Annotated in this window: 15 protein-coding genes; 4 read left to right on the top strand and 11 right to left on the bottom strand. The window is 65.6% G+C overall.

Features of this window, described 5'->3' with window-relative positions; translation table 11 throughout:
- Position 1: 1 nt before the first annotated feature.
- The 7 genes from fdrA to AAFG07_RS17965 form a co-directional block, all read right to left on the bottom strand.
- A complete protein-coding gene (gene fdrA, locus AAFG07_RS17995; RefSeq protein ID WP_342728440.1) occupies positions 2 to 1,510 on the bottom strand; it encodes an acyl-CoA synthetase FdrA in 1,509 nt (502 codons plus the stop codon).
- Positions 1,507 to 2,757 (bottom strand): DUF1116 domain-containing protein, encoded by a 1,251-nt coding sequence (locus AAFG07_RS17990; protein WP_342728439.1) that lies wholly within the window; start codon positions 2,755 to 2,757, stop codon positions 1,507 to 1,509. Before AAFG07_RS17990 ends, fdrA begins: the two co-directional genes overlap by 4 nt.
- A 10-nt stretch (positions 2,758 to 2,767) precedes the next feature.
- Entirely contained in the window at positions 2,768 to 2,956 is a 189-nt protein-coding gene (locus AAFG07_RS17985) for a hypothetical protein (protein WP_342728438.1), read from the bottom strand.
- A 204-nt stretch (positions 2,957 to 3,160) separates the two neighbouring features.
- Positions 3,161 to 4,102, bottom strand: a complete 942-nt coding sequence (locus AAFG07_RS17980) for a DUF2877 domain-containing protein (RefSeq protein ID WP_342728437.1) — start codon at positions 4,100 to 4,102, stop codon at positions 3,161 to 3,163.
- 15 nt (positions 4,103 to 4,117) lie between these two features.
- Positions 4,118 to 6,652, bottom strand: coding sequence for a branched-chain amino acid ABC transporter ATP-binding protein/permease (locus AAFG07_RS17975; protein WP_342728436.1), 2,535 nt, complete (start codon positions 6,650 to 6,652; stop codon positions 4,118 to 4,120).
- Positions 6,649 to 7,524, bottom strand: a complete 876-nt coding sequence (locus tag AAFG07_RS17970; RefSeq protein WP_342728435.1) for a branched-chain amino acid ABC transporter permease — start codon at positions 7,522 to 7,524, stop codon at positions 6,649 to 6,651. Before AAFG07_RS17970 ends, AAFG07_RS17975 begins: the two co-directional genes overlap by 4 nt.
- Before the next feature lie 40 nt (positions 7,525 to 7,564).
- Positions 7,565 to 8,767: an ABC transporter substrate-binding protein gene (locus tag AAFG07_RS17965; protein WP_342728434.1), complete on the bottom strand. Its 1,203-nt coding sequence runs from the start codon at positions 8,765 to 8,767 to the stop codon at positions 7,565 to 7,567.
- A gap of 142 nt (positions 8,768 to 8,909) precedes the next feature.
- Between AAFG07_RS17965 and AAFG07_RS17960 the strand changes: the two genes are divergently transcribed.
- The 3 genes from AAFG07_RS17960 (at position 8,910) to AAFG07_RS17950 (ending at position 12,011) form a co-directional block, all read left to right on the top strand.
- The gene (locus AAFG07_RS17960; RefSeq protein WP_342728433.1) at positions 8,910 to 9,893 is read left to right on the top strand and encodes a polysaccharide deacetylase family protein; all 984 of its coding nucleotides are present in this window, start codon (positions 8,910 to 8,912) and stop codon (positions 9,891 to 9,893) included.
- 17 nt (positions 9,894 to 9,910) lie between these two features.
- Positions 9,911 to 11,131: an amidohydrolase family protein gene (locus AAFG07_RS17955; RefSeq protein ID WP_342728432.1), complete on the top strand. Its 1,221-nt coding sequence runs from the start codon at positions 9,911 to 9,913 to the stop codon at positions 11,129 to 11,131.
- Between the two features lie 142 nt (positions 11,132 to 11,273).
- The gene (locus AAFG07_RS17950; RefSeq protein ID WP_342728431.1) at positions 11,274 to 12,011 is read left to right on the top strand and encodes a TetR/AcrR family transcriptional regulator; all 738 of its coding nucleotides are present in this window, start codon (positions 11,274 to 11,276) and stop codon (positions 12,009 to 12,011) included.
- Positions 12,012 to 12,063: 52 nt separating this feature from the next.
- Here AAFG07_RS17950 and AAFG07_RS17945 read toward each other — a convergent pair whose 3' ends face one another.
- The 4 genes from AAFG07_RS17945 to AAFG07_RS17930 form a co-directional block, all read right to left on the bottom strand.
- Positions 12,064 to 13,656 (bottom strand): gamma-glutamyltransferase family protein, encoded by a 1,593-nt coding sequence (locus AAFG07_RS17945; protein ID WP_342728430.1) that lies wholly within the window; start codon positions 13,654 to 13,656, stop codon positions 12,064 to 12,066.
- A 131-nt stretch (positions 13,657 to 13,787) separates the two neighbouring features.
- Complete coding sequence (locus AAFG07_RS17940; RefSeq protein WP_342728429.1) at positions 13,788 to 14,744, bottom strand: ADP-ribosylglycohydrolase family protein; 957 nt, start codon at positions 14,742 to 14,744, stop codon at positions 13,788 to 13,790.
- Positions 14,745 to 14,813: 69 nt separating this feature from the next.
- Positions 14,814 to 16,964: an ADP-ribosylglycohydrolase family protein gene (locus tag AAFG07_RS17935; RefSeq protein ID WP_342728428.1), complete on the bottom strand. Its 2,151-nt coding sequence runs from the start codon at positions 16,962 to 16,964 to the stop codon at positions 14,814 to 14,816.
- Between the two features lie 24 nt (positions 16,965 to 16,988).
- Positions 16,989 to 17,933 (bottom strand): LacI family DNA-binding transcriptional regulator, encoded by a 945-nt coding sequence (locus AAFG07_RS17930; RefSeq protein WP_342728427.1) that lies wholly within the window; start codon positions 17,931 to 17,933, stop codon positions 16,989 to 16,991.
- A gap of 186 nt (positions 17,934 to 18,119) precedes the next feature.
- Between AAFG07_RS17930 and AAFG07_RS17925 the strand changes: the two genes are divergently transcribed.
- On the top strand, positions 18,120 to 19,463 hold the full coding sequence (locus tag AAFG07_RS17925) for an extracellular solute-binding protein (protein WP_342728426.1): 1,344 nt from the start codon (positions 18,120 to 18,122) through the stop codon (positions 19,461 to 19,463).
- Positions 19,464 to 19,467: the final 4 nt, after the last annotated feature.

Genomic DNA, 19,467 nt, shown 5'->3' with positions numbered 1-19,467 from the left:
CTTACCTCCCGGCATTCTGGACGATGGCAACCGCAAGCTCGCACGCCTGGGCATTCGACGGCGCAACGAGGATTCCGGCCTGCTCCAGTTTCTTGACCTGCGCGGAGCGGCCTTGCGGATCCTGCTCTGTGCCGACGACGGACGCGATCAGCGCCGGCGCATCTTGCCCGCGATCAGCGACGATCTTCGTCAGATGCTCGGCGGGATCGGCATGCGCGCCATAGCCGAGCACAAGGTCGAGCAGGACCACCGAAAGATCGCGGTTCTTCAGCGCGGCACGCAACGCATCGTCGCGCACTGAGGGGTCGATCATCGGGTGCGGCCGGCCACGGGTATATTCGTCGTCGCCGAGGTCGATCAGCCGATCCCGTCCGGCGTTCGGCTCGACGCCGAGCTTGACCACGCCGGGGATGGCGGCATTCGACGCCACCTTCCGGCCTGCGGCAGCGAGGATCACCTGAGCTTCGGCACACAGCGTTCCGCCGGCGAACAAGCCCTCGATCCCGCCGCGGCCGCTGCGCGGAAGCCGCGACGCGACCGCGTTCGCGTCGAAGCCCGCGCCGATCTTCTTGTCTCCCAGTGCCAGCTCCGCGGCGCCCTTCAGCGTCGGCGAGAAGCGGGCGTTCGGCGGCAGCTCGATCTCCGAAGCACCGATGAAGCACACGGTGTACGACTTCCGGCTTCTGCCGATCCGCTCAAGGACGGATTTGGCGACATCGGGATGCGGCGGCTTCGAGATCAGCACCACATGATCGGTTTCCGGATCGGACTCGAAGGCATCGATCGCCATCAGCGTGGTGATGCCGCCGATATCCTTCTTCAGATCGCGCCCGCCGACCCCGATGGCGTGGGAGATTCCCGCGCCGGCTTCCGAGATCAGGCACGAGACCTCCTGCGTTCCGGTCCCGGACGCGCCGATGATGCCGATCCTGCCGCGCCCGATCTTGTTGGCGAACGCCAGCGGCGCGCCGCCGATCACGGCCGTTCCGCAGTCCGGTCCCATCATCAGGAGGCCGGCCGCCCGCGCCTGCTGCTTGAGCGACAATTCGTCCTCGAGGGACACGTTGTCGCTGAACATCAGGACATGCAGGCCGCGATTGAGCGCCTTGCGGGCCTCGGCGGCAGCGAACTCGCCGGGAACGGAGATCAGCGCAAGATTGATCTCCGGCCTGACCTTCACAGCCGCGGCGATCGAGTGCGGCCGCCAGGCAGCCTGCGCGTCGCCCTGGGTCTTCGGCTTGTCGAGCGACTTGATCGCATTGTCGAGGGCTTCGCGGGCAGCGGACTCGGAGGCGGCCTTGACCGCGATCACGAGGTCATTGCCCTTCACGGCAGTGCCCTCCTCCAGCAGCCCCGCATTGCGCATGATCGCAGCGTTCGACGGAGTTCCCATCATCAACGCCGCCTCGATCACACCGGGCGAGCTGGCCACCTCGCGCGACAGCCGCATCAGCGCGACCGAGTCGAGATAGAATCCCTTGCGGACCTCGTTCAGGACAACGACGTTCATGACACACCCAAATCCTTGGCGATCGCGACGATCGCCTGCTGGAAGCACGCCAATGGCGCCTTGACCACGCCGGCACCGACCTGGCCGATGCCGGGCTCGCGATGCGCGATGCCGGTGTTGATGACGGGCACCACCCCGGAATCGACGACCAGGCGGATATCGATGCCGGTCGGCACGCCCGCGAAGTCCATTGCGGCGATGGTCCATTCCGGATTCTGTGCAACCGTGATCTCGCCCATCGAGCGGGTGAAGTTGCCTGCCTCGGACGGCGCGCCCGCCCCCACGAAGCCCGCGACGGCCGGCGCCGCCGCCATCGCAAATCCGCCCAGGCCGATCGTCTCGACGATCGCGGAATCACCCATGTCCGGATTGGCGTCCTTCTCGGAATAGCCGGCAAAGTACAGCCCTTCCGGCATTTCGACCGGCGCAGTGAACCATTGCTCGCCGAGCCCGCTGACGCGGATTCCGAAATCGGTGCCGTTGCGGCACATGGTGGTGACGATGGTTGAGCCCCGAATGCCGTTGGCGGGATCGGTGATCGCCTTGCCCATCGCCATCGCGATGTTGAGGAAGAACTGATCGTTCTGCCCGATGAATGCGAGGCATTCGGCGAGAACGGCGTTGTCGGTCGAGGTGCGCGCCATCCAGGGCGCGATCTCGCGAAGGAAAACGCTCGAGCAGGCGAGATTGCGCTGATGCAGCTCGTCGCCCATCGACAGGCCCCGCGCGACGATCGATTTCAGGTCGATGCCGCCGGCGGCACGGATCGCCTTACCGAGCGTCGGCCCGAACACGTCGCGCAACCAGGCGAGCCGCTTCAGCACGCTGGCGTCGTTGCCGCCGAAGCGCATCACCTTGCCGAGCCCCTCGTTGATCGCGCAATAGGCGCGGTTGGCGAAGCGCGCGTTCTCGACCACGAACAGCGGCATCGACATCGTCGTCATGCCGGTCATCGGGCCGACCGCGCCGAAGTGGTGGTTCGGGTGAAATTCAATCTCGCCATTGGCGGCGAGCTTGGTCGCGGTCGGCAGATCCTGCGCCCATCCCTCGAACACGATGGCGCCCGCGACCGCACCGCGCATCGGGCCGCACATCCTGTCCCAGGAGATCGGCGGTCCGGCGTGGAGGATCATCCGTTCGCGCAGGCCCGGGATCAATTCGCGGGCGGGAACGATATCGATCAGCCGCGGCTCCCCTTCGAGGATCCGGGTGAGCGCCTGTTGGTTTGCGTCTTCGATCAGCTTCATCGGTGCGCCCTCACACACCGAGCTTCGCGAGCAGGGCCGCCATCTGCGGATCTCCGCCTGCCGACGGCTTCCAGTCGAGGTGAACGACCTCGATGCCGCAGTCGCTGAGGTCCTTCACGAACCCCTCAAGCCCGACATTCACGACTTCGACCTTGCGCGCCAGCAACTGCTGATACTGCGGCCTATCCTGATCCGTCATCGTCTCCGCCCTAACCAAGTTCGTTTTCGTTGTGTCGAGTTAATAAGAAAACACTTACTTCGTCAAGACCGGATTCTCGAAGAATGCGGATTTCCGCAACCCTCGAACAGCGGACCGGTCGAAGCGCGATCGCGCCTTAAAAAAAGTGCTCCGAACTTCGTTCGGAGCAGTCTGGGAGAACTCGAAATTCGGTCTGCAACGGCGTCACCGTTCGCGAAGGGCGTGGCGCAGGACGATCAGACTGCCGGAAAATGCATCCAGTCCGGATGAATGTCCGATCGCGGTCAGGGCCGTGAGGGCGCGACGAAATCCGGCAGCCTCGCCACTCATCGTTGCATGGATGGCAGCGTGCAGTGCCGCCGCGCCGTAACCCAGCGCCGCCGCGCGCAGATGGATTCGGCTGATGTCGTTGGTGCCGTCGAGCAGCGCGCGGCAACGGTCCCACAATGCGTCGCGACATTTGATGCGTCCGAGCGCTGCCAGCGCAATCAGCGCACCGCCGATCAGGTCGTCGCCGGACGGCGTCAGCCCCGGCCCGAGACCGATCAGGCTGGCAAGCCCGGACTCGCGATCCGCATCGTCGTCCGAGCCTGCGAGGATTAGCTCCAGCGCGGCGAGACCGGGCATGGCAGCCCGAACCAGCGCAGGGCCGTCGCTTGGAACTCGTCCGGACCCGGCCACGGCGAGGCCCTCCGCAATCAGATCACCGCCCCACACCTCGTCGACGGCATCAAGGCCGCGTCGCAGGCTAGCCGTCGACCAGTGTGGTGCAGCGGGCGGCGCCCAGACCGACCGCGCGGCAAGATTCGCAAGCGGCGTCGCTCCGATCCACAGAACGGAGTCCGCGACCCGCACCGGATCGCCGACCGCCAATCCCGGCCATCGGAAGTCGCCGACGACCTGCAACGGACCCGATCCGATGCCGATCCGTCCAACGCAGATCCAGATCCCGTCGATCACAGCGTAGAACGAACGTTCGAACACGGCGACGACCTGGCCCGCGGCGCGATCGCGAAGCGCCCTGTCGGCAAGGAGCCCCACTTCCACATCGGCACAGATCGTCGCGGCGGGTTCGGGACGCCGCTCGCCCGATGCACTTGCGCGACCCGGCTGCCTTCCGTCAGCTTCGCGGCCTTCGATCAACATCCGCCCTCGCCTCCCTCAGCGTGCCTGTGCCGCGAGCCGTTGTGGCGCGCCGGCCTGGGCCTCGCCGCCCAGATAGGCCGCCTCGAGCAGCGGATCCTCGGCGATGATGTCGGCAGCGCCGCTCTTCAGGATCGCGCCGGTCTCCAGCAGATAGGCCCGGTCGGCCAGCGCGAGCGCGTGGCCTGCCATCTGATCGACCACGATGATGGTCATGCCCTCGCTGCGCAGCCGCTCGAAGGACGCGAACAACTCATCGACCACGAGCGGCGCCAACCCGAGCGACGGCTCGTCCAGCATGTAGATCTTCGGCCCGGTCAGAAGGCCGCGCGCCACCGCGAGCATCTGCTGCTCGCCTCCCGACAACAGGCCGGCGCGCTGATCGATGCGCTCCTTCAACCGCGGGAAGCGCACGAACATCGCCTCGATCTCGGCATCGAGGTCGATTCCCTTGCGCGCATAGGCGCCGAGCTGCAGGTTCTGCTTCACCGTCAGCTCCGGAAACACCTGCCGCCCTTCCGGCACCAGCACGACGCCATTGCGGGCACGAACATGCGCGGGCATCCGGTCGATGCGCGTCTCGGCGAGCCGCACTTCGCCCGTGGAGCGCGGCGGCTCGAGACCGGCGATCGACCGCATCAGGGTGGTCTTGCCGGCGCCGTTCGCGCCGAGCACGGCGACCGCCTCGCCGGGCGCGACCACCAGATCGATCCCGTTCAAGGCGCGCGACAGGCCATAGAACGAATCGAGCGTCTTGACCTCGAGTGCGGTGCCCTGCCGCGCCGGTCGCGGCGCGCGGCTTTTCTCACCGGGCGTGGCGTCGCCGAGATAGGCCTTGCGGACCAGCGGATCGTTACGGATCGCCGCCGCATCGCCGATCGCGATGCGCTTGCCGCCGTCGAGCACGACGATGAGATCGCTTAGCGACATGATCATCGGCATGTCGTGCTCGACGATGATGACGGCGATCCCGAGATCGGCGATCCGGCGCAACAGCGCAGTCAGGCGTTGCTTGTCGCCCTTCGAGAGGCCCGCCGCGGGCTCGTCGAGCAGCAGGATGCGGGGCCGCAACGCCAGCGCGCGCGCGATCTCGACCAGCCGCTTCTCGCCATGGGACAGCGAATCCGCAAGACGGTCGACATCGCCGTCGACACCGGCAAATCGCAGCAGGAACCGGGCGAAACTCTCGGTCTCCGCGTTACGCAGCGCGGAGACAACGCCGCCGAGACGGCCGACCCGCTCGGCCAGCAGGACGTTTTCCAGGATCGTAAGCGAGCCGAACAGCTGCGTGGTCTGGAACGTGCGCGCCACGCCGACCCGCGCCAGCAAATGCGACGTCATGCCCGTGACATCGCGATCGCCGAGCTTCACCGTCCCCGCCTGCGGCCGGTAGAAGCCGCAGAGCAGATTGAGCGCGCTGGTCTTGCCGGCGCCGTTGGGACCGATGATGCTGGTGACCGCACCGGGCGCCGCCTTGAACGATACGCCCTGGACCGCGCGCACGCCGCCGAACGAGATCGAGAGATCCGTCACGTCGAGCCCCGCCGCGTTGTGGGTCTCGAGGATCGCGGCATCGGCATTCGCCGCCGCGATCGCGGGCTCGGCCACCGGCTTGCGCGCCGGCAGGAATTTTGCCGCGAGCTGCTCCACGAGTCCGACGATGCCGGAGGGTGCGGCGCGCAGCACGACGAACAGCAGCACGCCGAAAGCCAGCAGGCGATACTCGGCGAGATCCGACAGCGCTTCGGGCAGCAGCACCACCAGTGCTGCGCCGATCACCGGGCCGAGCACCGAGCCGGCGCCGCCGACCATCACGGCGAACAACAGCAGCACCGATTGCAGGAACGGGAACGAGCTCGGGCTGATATAGCCCTGCAGCGGCGCGAACAGCGCGCCGGCCAGCGCCATCGCGGCCGCCGAGATCACGAAGGCCACGGCGCGGACCTGCACCAGATCGATGCCGAGCGAGCGCGTCGCGACCTCGGTATCGCGGGCGGCTCGCATCGCATAGCCCCAGCCGCTGCGCTTCAGCCGCTCGAACAGGATGAGGCCGACAAACACCAGCGCGACGCCGGCGATGGCAAGCGAACGCTCGGACAGCGCATAGCCGAACACGCTCGGCGGCGCGCTCAGCATCAGGCCGTTGCCGCCGCCGGTGAGGTCGCGCCACTCGATCGTGACATGCTCGACGATGAAGCCAAAGGCAATCGTCACCATCGCCAGATACGGCCCGCGCACGCGCAGCGCCGGCATCGCGAGCAGCCCGCCGACGATGCTGACCAGCACGATGGCTCCCGCCGTCGCGGCGAGGTAGGGCCAGCCGGCCTTCTCCATCAGCAGCACGGTGGTGTAGGCACCGATCGCCATGAAGCCGATATGGCCGAGCGAGATCTGGCCCGCGAGACCGAGCAGGACGTTGAGGCCGATGCAGCCGATCGCCGTCAGCGAGATCGTTGCGATCAGGAACACCGAATAGCTGTCCGCGACCGCGGCATAGCCGATGGCAATCGCGAACGCCGCGACCGCGACGAGAAGGGAGGCGCGCGAGGTCATACCTTCTTAACTCCAGCTCGGCCGAGCAGCCCGTGCGGCATGACGACGAGGATGACGATGACGGAAGCGAACGTGATGATCTGGGTGTAGACCGACCCGAGATAGTTGGTCGCGAACACCTCGATCAGGCCAAGGCACAATCCGGCCAGCATGACGCCCCAGGCGCTGCCAAGACCGCCGATGATGGCGGCGGCGAACGCCTTGATGCCGAACAGCGTGCCCATCTCGGACGAGACGTTGAACAACGGCGCGATCAGCAGCGCGGCGACACCTGCCAGCATGGCCGATACCGCGTAGCTCGCGGCAATGGCGCCACTGACATTGATGCCCATCAGCCGCGCGGCATTGGGATTCTGCACCACCGCAAGCATCGCGACGCCATGCCGCGTGCGGCGGGTGATCAGATGCAGCGCCAGCGCAAGCAACAGGCCGACCACGGGAATCAGGAGCTGCAGGGGGTAGACCCCTGCCCCCTCCACGATCTGGATCGGCTTGGCCGCGAGCATCGACGGGAAGCTGCGCGGCTCCTTGCCGAACACGAACAGCATCACATTGTCGACGATGATGCCGACCGCAACGGTCGCCATCAGCCAGTTGTCCGACCCGCGGAGCACGAACGGACGAACCGCGAAGCGTTCAATCAGGACGCCGTAAACCGCGCAGACCAGCAGCACCGCGGGGATGCCGATCGCGGCCGGCCAGCCCCACACGATGAGGAAGAAGTATCCGGCAACGGCTCCCAGGGTCATCGAGCTGCCCTGCGAGAAGTTGACCGTGCCGGATACGGCGTACGTGACGTGAAAGCCCAGCGCGAGCAGACCGTACATGCTCCCCAGCGCCATTCCGGTTATTATCGCCGAAAGAAACGACATCGATGATCACCCCGATCTGCTTGCTGGACGGCCGCTGCCGTCAGTTCTTGAACGGCAGGATGTGGTTGTCCTCGAAATGGGCCCAGATGTAGTCCTGCGCCGTCAGCGCATCGTGCTTGTCCTGGGCGAACGGCTTCTCATAGGTCTTGATCAGGCCTTCCAGCCGGTCGATTCCGTAGAAGCCGTCACGAATGGCGGTCGGATCCGTGCTGCCGGCCTTCTGGATCGCGCCGGCGATCACCAAGACGCTGTCATAGGCGTTGGCGAAGCCGACTGCGGGCGTCACGTCCGCCGGGCCCTTGATGTCCGGATACTTCGCCTGCAACTCGGCGAGCACGCGCTTGCCGACCGGCGAAAGGTTGCCGAAGAAGCTGTAGGTCTGGACGAACACGACGCTCTCGGCGCTCGGCCCGGCGAGCTCGGTGAAGCGGCCGCCCGCCGGTCCCCAATGCGACACGATCGGCGGCGCCCAGCCCATCCGGTCCAGCGACTTCACGACCTGCGAGGATGGACCGACATTGCCGACCAGGAACAGGGAGTCGGCGCCGGCCTGCTTGAGCCGGGACAATTGCGCGACCACGTCGACATCGTTCGCCTCGAACTTCTCGACACCCGCCGGCTCGATCCCGGCCGCCTTCAGCGCCGCGCGCAGGCCGTGCTCGTTCGATTCGCCCCAGGGATTGTTGACCAGGATGAGGCCCGGCTTCTTGGCCGCGAAGGTCTTGCCGGCGAACGCGACGATCGCCTTGTCGACCTCGTCGTCCATCGCCGAGACGCGGAACACATAGTTGGAGGCGGCGCCGTTCTGCGTGATGTTGGTTCCGGCCGCCCATGGCACCACGAACGGCATCTTGACGTTGTTGACGAACGGCACGATCGCGAGCTGGACCGGCGTATCGAGACCGCCGAGCAGCACCGCGACCTTCTCGCGCTGGATCAGTTCGCGCGCGGCGGTCAACCCCTTCGCGGGATTGCTTTCATCGTCACGGCGCACCAGCTCCAGCGGACGGCCGAGCACGCCGCCTTTGGCGTTGATCTCCTCGATCGCGATCGTGGCGCCGCGCGTCAATGCTTCGCCGGCGCGCGCCGACTGGCCCGACAGCGCGGTGACCAGCCCGATCTTGATCGGCTCGGCGGCCCGCGCCCGCTCCGCAAGCGGCACAGCGCCGACGAGAATGGCGAGCGCGCCCTGCAAGACGACGCGGCGGCACAACCGGGTAATGGGGGTACAAGCGTAGCTCATTTCTGCAATTCCTCCCGCTCCGACGGCTCCTCAGCCGCCTCTGGTCCGCTGCCGCTGTCTCCGCGGCCTTGACGGAAGTAAAAACTTTCTTCACAAATTGACGAATGTCAAGCGGCTGATCGCGCGCCGAATGGAGATTGCAATGCAACGGGAGACTGGAGCGGAACCGGAGCGGGCCACCTCACCTGGCGTTCTCGGCGGTGCAACATCCGCGCAAGCGGCGGATCCAACGCAGGGTCTCGTCTCCCATGACCGCTATCGCTACAGCGCGATCACGCGGCGCCCCGACTTCGTTTGGCCACACGGAAAGCGGCTCGCGGTTTACATCGCGCTCAACCTCGAGCATTTCGCTTTCGGCGATGGACTCGGCGCCGAACTCTGTCCGGGCGGCCCGCATCCGGACGTCCTCAACTACGCCTGGCGCGATTATGGCAACCGGGTCGGCGTCTGGCGGCTCATCGATCTGTTCGACCAGCTGAAACTGCCGGTCTCCGTGCTCGCGAACAGCAGCATCTATCACTACTGCCCGGAAGTCATGGACGCATTTCGCGCGCGCGGCGACGAGGTCGTCGGCCATGGACGGACCAATTCCGAACGGCAAGGCGTGCTCTCACCTGCCGAGGAGCAGCAACTGATCGCGGAGGCAACGGATGTCATCGCGCGTGCCGAAGGGCGACGGCCGCTCGGCTGGCTCGGTCCGTGGATCTCGCAATCCGCCGTGACGCCGGACCTTCTCGCCGAAGCGGGCTACCAATATCTGCTCGACTGGTGCATGGACGACCAGCCGGTGTGGTTCTCGACAAGGGGTGGCGGGCGGATCCTGTCCGTGCCCTATCCACAGGAACTGAACGACATCCCCTCGATTGTCGGGCGCAAGGACAGCGGCGAGCAGTTTGCGACCATGATCACGGACACATTCGAGGAGATGCTGACGCAATCCGCCAAGCAGTCGCTGGTGATGGGCATCGCGCTGCATCCATACCTGGTCGGCCAACCGCACCGGCTGCGGCCGCTGCGCCGCGCCCTGCAGGCGATCGTCGCAAGGCGCGAGGACATCTGGATCACCACCGCCGGTGAGATCGCGGCATTTTCCCGCGCCCTGCCCGACGGCATCGTCCCGACATAAAAAACTGGAGACTCGAATTGACTGCCATCGACACACTCTTTCAGAACGCGCGGCTCACCGACGGCCAGCTGGTCGAAATCGCCATCCGCGGCGGCAAGATCGTGGCGATCGCGTCGTCCCCGCAAAGCTACGGCGCAGTCGGCGAAAGGCGCGACCTTGGCCGACGCCTGGTGCTCCCCGGCATGGTCGAAGGTCACATCCACCTCGACAAATGCTTCATCGGCGACGACTGGAAGCCGCACCGGCCCTGCACCGCCGGCTTCAGCGTGCGCGAGCGCGTCAAATTCGAAAAGGAAGCGCTCGCCGGCGCCAAGCCGATCCCGGTTCGGGCCGCGGCCCTGATCGACCTTTGCGTCTCGCAGGGCACCACTCACATGCGCAGCCATGTGGATGTCGATGCCGAGGTCGGCCTGCGACATTTCGAACCGATCGCCGCCGCGCGGGAGGCGCACCGGGAGAAGCTTTCGATCCAGATCGTCGCGTTTCCCCAGAGCGGCATCCTGACGTCGCCCGGAACGGCCAGATTGCTCGAGGAAGCCGTTCGCGCCGGCGCCGATCTGGTCGGCGGGCTTGATCCCGCAGGCCATGATGGTGACGTCGCCGGGCATCTCGACGTCGTCTTCGGGATCGCCGAGCGGCATGGCGTAGGCATCGACATTCACCTGCATGACGGCGGCCTGCAGGGCATCTCGGAGATCGAGGAGATCGCGCGACGCACCAAGGCGTCGGGCCTCGGCGGCAAGGTCACGATCAGTCATGCCTATGCGCTCGGCGAAGTGGCTGTTGACGTGGCTCAACGTACCGCGCAGCAGCTTGCCGAGGCCGGCGTTGCTATTTTGACCAATGCCCCGGGCGCGCACGCATTTCCGCCCGTGTTGCTGCTCCGCGATGCCGGTGTCACCGTGTTCTCCGGCAACGACAACATCCGCGATTCCTGGTGGCCCTACGGCGACGGCGACCTGCTCGAACGCGCGATGATGGTCGGCTATCGCTCCGGCTTCAACACGGACGATCAATTGGCCGCGGCCTTTGACATGGTGACGACCAACGCAGCGCGCGCGCTTGGCCTCAAGGACTACGGCCTCACGGTCGGCGGGACGGCGGATTTCGTCGTGCTAGACGCCCGGCATGTCCAGGAAGCCGTGGTCGCTCGTCCCAAGCCACGCGATGTCTACAAGGCTGGCCGACTCGTCGCGCACAACGGCGCGGTGATGGCAGCCGGCGCCCGGAAGCAGTGAACATGGAGGAATCGCACTTGACGAACAGTCGCAATGCCGATCTCAATCCCAGCTGCTTGCGCCGGGAACCGGTCCGCTGCCCGATGTGGCCTGATGCGGACGTGCCCTGCGTGAATACCCGAGCCCAGGCAAGGTTGACGCCGTGACAGAGACGACAGCACCGACCAGCCCCACCCGCAGCACCACACGCGGAAAGCGGCCTCGCGACTCCGCGCTCACCAAGGAAGCGATCCTGCGCGCCGCGACCTTCGAGTTCTGTCACAATGGCCTCGGCGGCGCACGCGTCGAGGCCATTGCGCAGCGCGCCAAGGCCAACATGCGCCTGCTCTACGCCTATTTCGGCGACAAGAACGGGCTCTACATTGCCGTCCTCGAGGACGTCTACACCGAAATTCGCGCCGCCGAACAGCGGCTGAACCTGGATGATCTCGAGCCGATCGCCGCAATGAGCGGGTTGATCGATTTCACGTTCACGTTCTTCGGGCAGCACCAGAACTACATCGCCCTGATCAACACCGAGAACCTTCAGCGCGGGCGCAATATGCGCAAGTCGCGCAAGATTGCCGATCTCACTTTGCCCCTGGTTGCAAGCATCGAAAGCATTCTGCGGCGCGGCGTGGCGGCGGGCCTGTTTCGCGGTGACGTCGATCCCATCCAGCTCTACGTCTCAATCACCGCGATGAGCTATTTCCACGTTTCCAACCGGTACACTTTGTCGGCGATGTTCGACAAGGACCTCGGCGCGTCGGACTGGCTAGAGCTGCGCCGCGAGCATGCGCAGGACATGATCCTGACCTGGCTGACGGCCCCTGCCGGAGGACGCAAGGACAGGTCAGCCGGATCGAAGGCGACGGCACGCCTCGGCAAGCCGTCCCGCTAGCGGGCGAGCCGCACGACGCGGTATCGTGCGGATCACGCGCCGGGAATGTCCTTCAGCGGGTCGCAACGACGCCGTCGCTGCGAGGATCGCTGGCTCCTTCCATCAGGCCATCCGGATGCCAGACGATCGCACCGGCGTGTCCCATGAATTCCTCGAACGGGCCGGTCACCTGGATGTCGTGGCCGAGCGCGCGGAGCTGTTCGATGATCGCGGGATCGAAGCGGGATTCGATCTTCAAATTGTTGTTTTCCTCGCCCCAGGTGCGACCGAGCAACCAGCGCGGCGCCGTAATCGCGGACTGCAGCTCCTGGCCGTGCATGGCGTAACGGGAGAAGATGGCGGCCTGGGTCTGCGGCTGCCCCTCTCCGCCCATCGTGCCGAAGGATATCAGCCGCCCGTCGCCGAGTTCGGCCATCGCCGGCTGGATCGTGTGGAATGGCAGGCGTCCGGGATCCAGCCGATTGGTATCGGTCTCGTTTAGGCTGAAGCTCGTTCCGCGATTTTGCCAGGTCACTCCGCTCTCGGGGAGGATGACGCCCGAACCAAATTCCCAGTAGACGCTTTGAATGAAGCTGACGCTGAGTCCGTTGCGATCGGTCGCAGCGAGCCACACCGTATCGCCCTGCTTGGACGGATCGGGCCACGGCGCGGCGCGGCGGTCGGAGACCGTTTCGTGAAGCGCGGCGAGCGACTCCTCGGACAGGAATTCGGCGGCCGGCCGCTTCATGTAGTCGGGATCGGTCACATGGCCGTTGCGAATACGGAACGCAGCTTTCGTGCATTCGACGAGCCTGTGCAGATGATCGACGCCATCGGCCTCGCCGGCGATGCGCCGGGCATAAAGCGCCAGGATCAGGAGCGAGGCCAGCCCCTGCGTCGGCGGAGGCATGTTGAAGACCTTGTGTCCGGACACCTCGACCGACAGCGGCGTCACCAGCGATGCCTGATGCCGCTCCAGATCAGCGAGCCGCAGCGGGCTCCCTACTCGCTCGAGGTCGGCCGCCATCGCGCGCGCCAGTTCGCCGCGATAGAAATCAGACAGCCCGGCCTTGGCCAGACGCCGCAGCGTCTCGGCGACACGCGGCTGCCGCAGCCGCGCACCGAGCGCGAGCGGGGTGCCTTGCGGCAGATAAACCTCGGCATAGCCGGGCACGTTTTCGAGCTCATGCCGCTTCTTGCGGATGTTCTCATGCAGCGTGCTGGTGACGGCGACGCCCTCCTCGGCATGCCGGATTGCGGGCTCGAGCAGCCGCGCCATCGGCAGCCGACCGTCATGACGATCGCGGCTGAGCTCATAGGCCTTCTGCCAGCCGTCGACGGTACCGGCAACGGTGAGCGCGGCCAGCGGGCCGCGGCCAGGAATGCTGCTGCAGCCACGCTCGCGATACCAGCCGCGATCCGCAGCCATCGCAGAACGTCCGCAAGCCTGAATCCCGACCGGCATCGAACCGGCGCGGCCGACCAGCCAGAAGCTGTCGCCGCCGAGGCCGTTCATATGCGGATAGACCACGGCAATCGTCGCGGCCGAGGCGATCATCGCCTCGATCGCATTGCCACCTTCCGACAGGACCGCGAGTCCAGCCTGCGCCGCCAGGTGGTGCGGCGCGGTCACCATGCCGCCATAGCTTCGTTTTGTCTGCAACATCGGTCGTCTCTCCCAATCACGATATGTAATAATATTTTTACTTACCGTGTCAAGGAGCCAAAGATCGCGCCGAAGATAGAACCGAAGGACCCCGCGCAGCTCCGTGGTGCCGGATCCTCGTGCCAGCGCGATTACGAAGCGCCTACGGGGCAGCGAGCGACAGCTTTCAGGTCGCGCTCCATCTTGGCACGTGTGACGACCGACAGTCGCGAGGCCAGTTCGGCCTGAGCGCGCTGCGCTTCGATGGGCAAACGGTCGATCAATTCCGCATTCAGAGGTGAAATGCCGCTTAATGCGCCGCAGATGCCGGCGGCCATGCAGGCAACCGTATCGGCATCGCGGCCAAAATTGGCGCCGAGGGCGGCGGCCAACCGGGGATCGCCCCCGGCAAGACGAACGATCGCCAGTGCAGCGGGGACCGTTTCGCGGCTGTCGCAGGCGATTTGCCGACGGAATTTGGCGTGATAGCGTTCGCGGAACATCTTGTAGTCGGCCGCCTCGCCGGCAAGCTCGAGCGCGGCTGCGATCAGCGCCAGCATTTCCTTGCCACTCCACGGCTTCAGGTGAGCCGTCGACGCTTTCAGGACCGATTCGACCGTCGCCTCCGGCATCAGTGCCTCGGCCACGGCGGCGGCGATCGCCGCCGCCCCATCCTGGCAGAACGCGAGGTCCGTGACGTGGAGCAGGCTCGCGATCTCCATGGCCTGCGCCGCCGCCGCGCGCGGATTTCCGGCATTGACGATTCCAACCGGTGCGATCGCCATCGCGGCGCTCGAGCTCGGCATCGTGCCCTCGGCAATCGTGCGCGGCGCATAGCCGTGGCGCAACTTGGCGGCCGCATGCAGCACGGACGGAAAGAAACGACCGACCTTGCTGCCGAAGATCAGTTCGTGCCGGTCACGCCACTCCTCGGCCCAATGATCGGCATCAGCATACCCGCCGGTCCGAATGAGCGCGGATGCGATCAAGTCGCGCATGATCGTGTCGTCGGTTCCGTCGCCCTCGAACGAATCCACCCAGCCGAAGCGCCGCTCGATCTCGGCCGGCTCGAGATTCTCGGTCGGCGTTCCCATGGCGTCGCCGATCACGCCGAACGTCAGGCAAGCCAGAACGTGGGTCTCAAACCGGCTGGAGGTGCTGGCTTGCATGTCGGCTCCTTAAAGCGGGGAAATATCGACGGCCTTGGTCGAGATCGACCCGGTATCGACGACAAGTCCGACCGCGCCACCGAGGAGCGGCAGCCTGCCTTCGTCGCGAACCGAAAACACCTGACGACCGTCGATGAAGGCCAGGATCTCCACGTCATGCAGCCGAAGCTCAAGGGCGTATGGCCGGTCGACTTCCCAGGCGAAACGGTTGCTGGCAAGAACCGTCTCCTCGTGGTCGCGCCTGAGCAGCGTGACGCGGCCGCCGTCGACCGCGTCGAACATCAGCGCGTAGTAGCGCTCGCGCCCTTGCAGGCGGGCCGCGAGCCCCCAGCGCCGGGCGAGCAGCGGCGTGATCACTGAGCTGACGCGGTAGTCACGCCAATCCCGCGAACCCTGCGAGACGAAGCCGATGCCTTCACCATTGGTGACGCGCAATCCTTCCCAGCGGGTCTGGAACTGGCTCGCGCCGTTCACCCAGGCATGCTTCCACATCGTGCTCAGATTGTCGTCCGGACGATAGAGCCTGGTCTCGGGCGCGCCGGACCAGGTCAGATAATCGAGGTAGAGCGTGCCATCCGCGCCAAGCGGGCTTTCAGTTTCAAGTTCGAGCCCGATCTCGAAGATCGGATATCCGCCGGTATCGGGAATCCGCCAGGTCAGGACGGCATCCCGACCGGGCTGCAATGGCAGCCGGTCGCCGAAGATCGGGGCGAGTTCATCGCGCTCATCGTAGACGCTTGCATAGAGACGCGCGGAAACGTCTCTGACGCTTGAACCAGCCTCGACCCTGGCCTCGACAAGCTGGCCGGAATGCAGCGTCGGACAGGCCAGTAGCTGGTAGATCGGCATCGTGAAGACGTCCTTGTCGAAGAACGTTGGCGTCGCCACGCGCGCGACCCGTCCGCGCGCGAGACGTCGAAAGTCGATGGCGAGGCTGCGATGCCCGTCGCGGCTGTGCCCCTCCACGTTGCCGACCTGCAATGGGTGCAGGCTGGCGGCCTCCCCTGACTTCGCGCAAAATCCTTGCAGGCTACCCGGGAAATCGAAGTTGAAGCGCGCCCCGTTCTTCGGCCGCGCGGGCGGGTTCGATCCCACCAGCCTGTGGCCGGCCTGGATCAACGCATTGGCCTCGATCACGGCATCGGTGATCGAAGCGCCGCCATCCGCCGTCGAGATGTACATCCGGTCGGCGACCGGCGTGCGAAAGTCAGGCCCGGCGTCGATGCCCGCAAGACCCGTCCTGATGCCGAACAGGCACCCGACATTGCCGGCGTTGCAATCGGTGTCCCAGCCGGCGGTGTTGGCGATCCGCATCGCGTCCTGGAAGCTGTCGGCGCCGTAGAGTGTCGCGAGGATGACAAGGGCGTGGTTGGGCACGACGTGGCAATTGCCACTGAACTTGTCATAGCCATAGCGCCCGGCGATCAGCGCCCGCGTGCGTTCCCAGTCGTTGCCATTGTCACCCGCATGCCATGCGCGCACGTCATCGACCACGCGCCGGATCAAGCAATCGGCGGGAACGAACCCGAGGCCGATGTCGACCAGCTTCTGAACGTCCGCTTCGACGAAGGCCTGCGCCTCCATCGCGGCCAGGAGCCTCGCCGCATGCACCGCCTCGCCGTCGTGGCTGACGCGGGCTGCCTGCTCGGCGAGATAAGCCGCCTGTTCGGGATTGCCGGGGCTCATCATCGCCCAGCCATCGATGAATATCTGTCCGCCGATCTGCTCGGCGACGGTCTTGCCGTTCAGCTCGATCGAACCGCTGCGCGGCGCCGGTATTCCGGACTTCAGCCTCAGATACGCCGTATGCTCCGTCGAATTGCCGATGCCGCCCCACCACAGGACCGAACGGTCCTCGACGATGTAGTTGAGCCAGCCGTTCCCGATCTGCTGCGACGTCAGCCGCTCGGGAAAGCCGCAGTCGGCAAGCGTCCGCGGGAAGGCGAAAGTGCCCGAAACGTCGTCGTCGGTGACGACGAGATGGTGCGACCGCAATGCAACGTCATGGCGCTCGTTGACATAGTAGTTGATCGGACCGAGCTCCTGCATGATCCGATCATAGGTCCAGCCCTCGAACGGGCGTCCCAGATAGACGCCGATCAACTTGCCGAGCACGCCCGCATAGACCCGTTCGGCATAACCACCTGGTATCGTCGGCACGTCGCACTCCCTTCGTCCGCAGCCTCAAGCCGACGAACGTGTCATGACTTCAAACTTCAGCTCGCGGCTCTGGCCGCGCGAATTCAAGCCGCCCGGCTGCAACCGTTCGAGCAGCGTGCGTGCTGCGAGCGCACCGAGATCGAATTCGGGCTGCCGGACCGTCGTCAAACCCAGGAGCTTGGCGGCCGGAATATCGTCGAAGCCGGCGATCGCGATATCGTCCGGGACCGACAAACCAGCGCTTCGCGCGCTGACCATCGCACCGATCGCTAGCATGTCGTTGGCGCAGAACACCGCAGTGGGGCGGTCCCGGCCGCGCGCCAGGATCTCGCTCATGGCGCGAGCGCCCGACTCCTCCGAATACCGGCTGTCGGTCACCACATCCGGCACGAGACCGGCCGCGCGCATCACCGCTGCATAGCCGAGGGCCCGCTGCCGGCTCGGCCCAACCTCGGCGAGGATCATCGCGATCCGCCGATGTCCCCGCTCGATCAAATATCTCGTCATGGCGGCCGATGCTTCCGCGTTGTCGATGTAGACGCTGTCGATCGGCAAATCGCCGGCCGCCTTGTACCGGCTTTCGAGGCGAACGATCGGGACACTCTGTCCGGCAAGCGTCGACAGTTGCGGAACACGCAGGTGAAAGAACGTACCGACCACGCCATCCGCGCGGCCCTGCAACAACCAGCTGAGGGCGCGCGCCTCCCCTTCTTCACGGCCATCGGTATCGAACATCAGCACGTCGTAACCGGCAGGCGCCGCCACCGATTGCACGCCCCGCACCAGTCCCGGATAGAACGGGTTGGTGATATCAGGCACGACGCAGGCGAGCGCCATGGTGCGGGCGCGGCGCAGCATCCGTGCGGGATGGTGCGGCTGATACCCCATTTCACCGGCGAATTTGAGAATGCGCGCGCGCGTCGCATCGGGGACGGACGGCGTCTCAGACTTGTTGAGCACCAGCGACACGGCGGCCTGCGAGACGCCGGCAGCCAACGCAATGTCCTTCTGCGTCGTGCGCGGATTGAAGCGCTCGCCGCCTTCGCCGCCTCGCGGTGTTTGTGTTGACGATCTCATCTCGTTTAATTATACGTATTACTATAGCGAATATCAACAATCATAATTCCGCCATCCCGGGAAAGAGGAAGCGCCGCCATGCCAGTGACCCGACGCCAAATCGTTGCCGCCCTGCCCGCCGCCGCTGTCGTGGCCAGCCTGCCTCGCGCGCCCGCACGGGCACAGGACGGACGCAAGGCGGTGACGTTCTGGTTCGCGCAGGCCAATTCCGATGGCCAGACGGCGCTGCGCAACGACCTCGTCGACGCGTTCAACGCCTCACAAGACAAATATCTGCTTCAGCTCGAGGTAAAGGGCGCTGCGGTCAACAATCTCCTGAAGGTCGCGCTGCTTGCCGGCAACGGACCCGACATCGTGCAGACGTCAGGCCCCTCCTATCTCACGGCGATCGCCAATGCCGGCCAGTTGCTACCGCTCGATGATCTCGCGGCCCGCTACAGATGGAAGGAGCGCTTCCTGCCGGCGCTGCTCAATACCGGCGTCTATGGCGACAAGCTCTACGCCCTGCCACGCGACTATGAATCCATGCACCTGTTCTACAACAAGCAGGTGTTCAGCCAGAACGGCTGGAAGGTTCCGACCAATCGCGTCGAAACTGAAGCGCTCGCGGATGCGGCCTTGGCCAAGGGCATCACCCCGTTCAGCGCCGGCAATGCAGATTGGAAGGGCGTCAACGAGTGGCTGATGACGGTGTTCTTCAACAACGTCGCCGGTCCCGACAATGTCCGCAAGGCACTCAGCGGCGAGTTGCCGTGGACCGCGCACCCCTTCGTCGAAGCCGTCGAACTCGCCAAGGCCTGGTACACCAAGGGCTACTTCGGAAAGAACTATTTCTCCCTCACCAACGAGCAGAGCTTTCTGCAGGTGGTGAACGGCAAGGCAGCCATGGCAATGAACGGCACCTGGTCGTTCGGCACCAAGTCCTTCGGTATGTCGAAGCCCGATACGGTGATGGACGTGGTACCGATCCCCGGCCTGAGCGACAGGGTGACCGAGCCGCTCTCGCATCTTGCATGCGGCGCCACGCTTTCGATCGCGAATACTTCGCAGAACGCTGAAGGCGCGGCAGCCGTGTTCGAGTTCATGCTGTCGCGGCAGTTCTACCAAAGCATGAATCGCGACTGGCCGGGCAAATGGGCGCTGCCGGTGAAGGATCTTCCCCCCGATCTGTTGCAGGGCATCGGATATCCGCTGTTCGAGAAGACCATCGCCAGCCTGCACGAGGCGTTCAGCAAGGGGCGCTTCGGCTTCACGACCTGGACGTTCTGGCCGAACGCCGCAAACAGCTATGTCACGGAGGGGATCGAGCAGGTCTGGCTCAACCGGATCACCGCCGATGGCTATCTCAACCGCTTGCAGACCGTGTTTGCCGAGGAGCTCAAGGCCGGCAGGGTGCCCCCACTCCCTCCCCGCACGGCGTGAGCGG

Origin of the sequence: Bradyrhizobium sp. B097 (assembly GCF_038957035.1) — a bacterium.
Classification (GTDB): Bacteria; Pseudomonadota; Alphaproteobacteria; order Rhizobiales; family Xanthobacteraceae; genus Bradyrhizobium.
The sequence above is the reverse complement of the archived record's forward strand: the minus strand, read 5'-3'. Positions and strand labels throughout refer to the sequence as shown.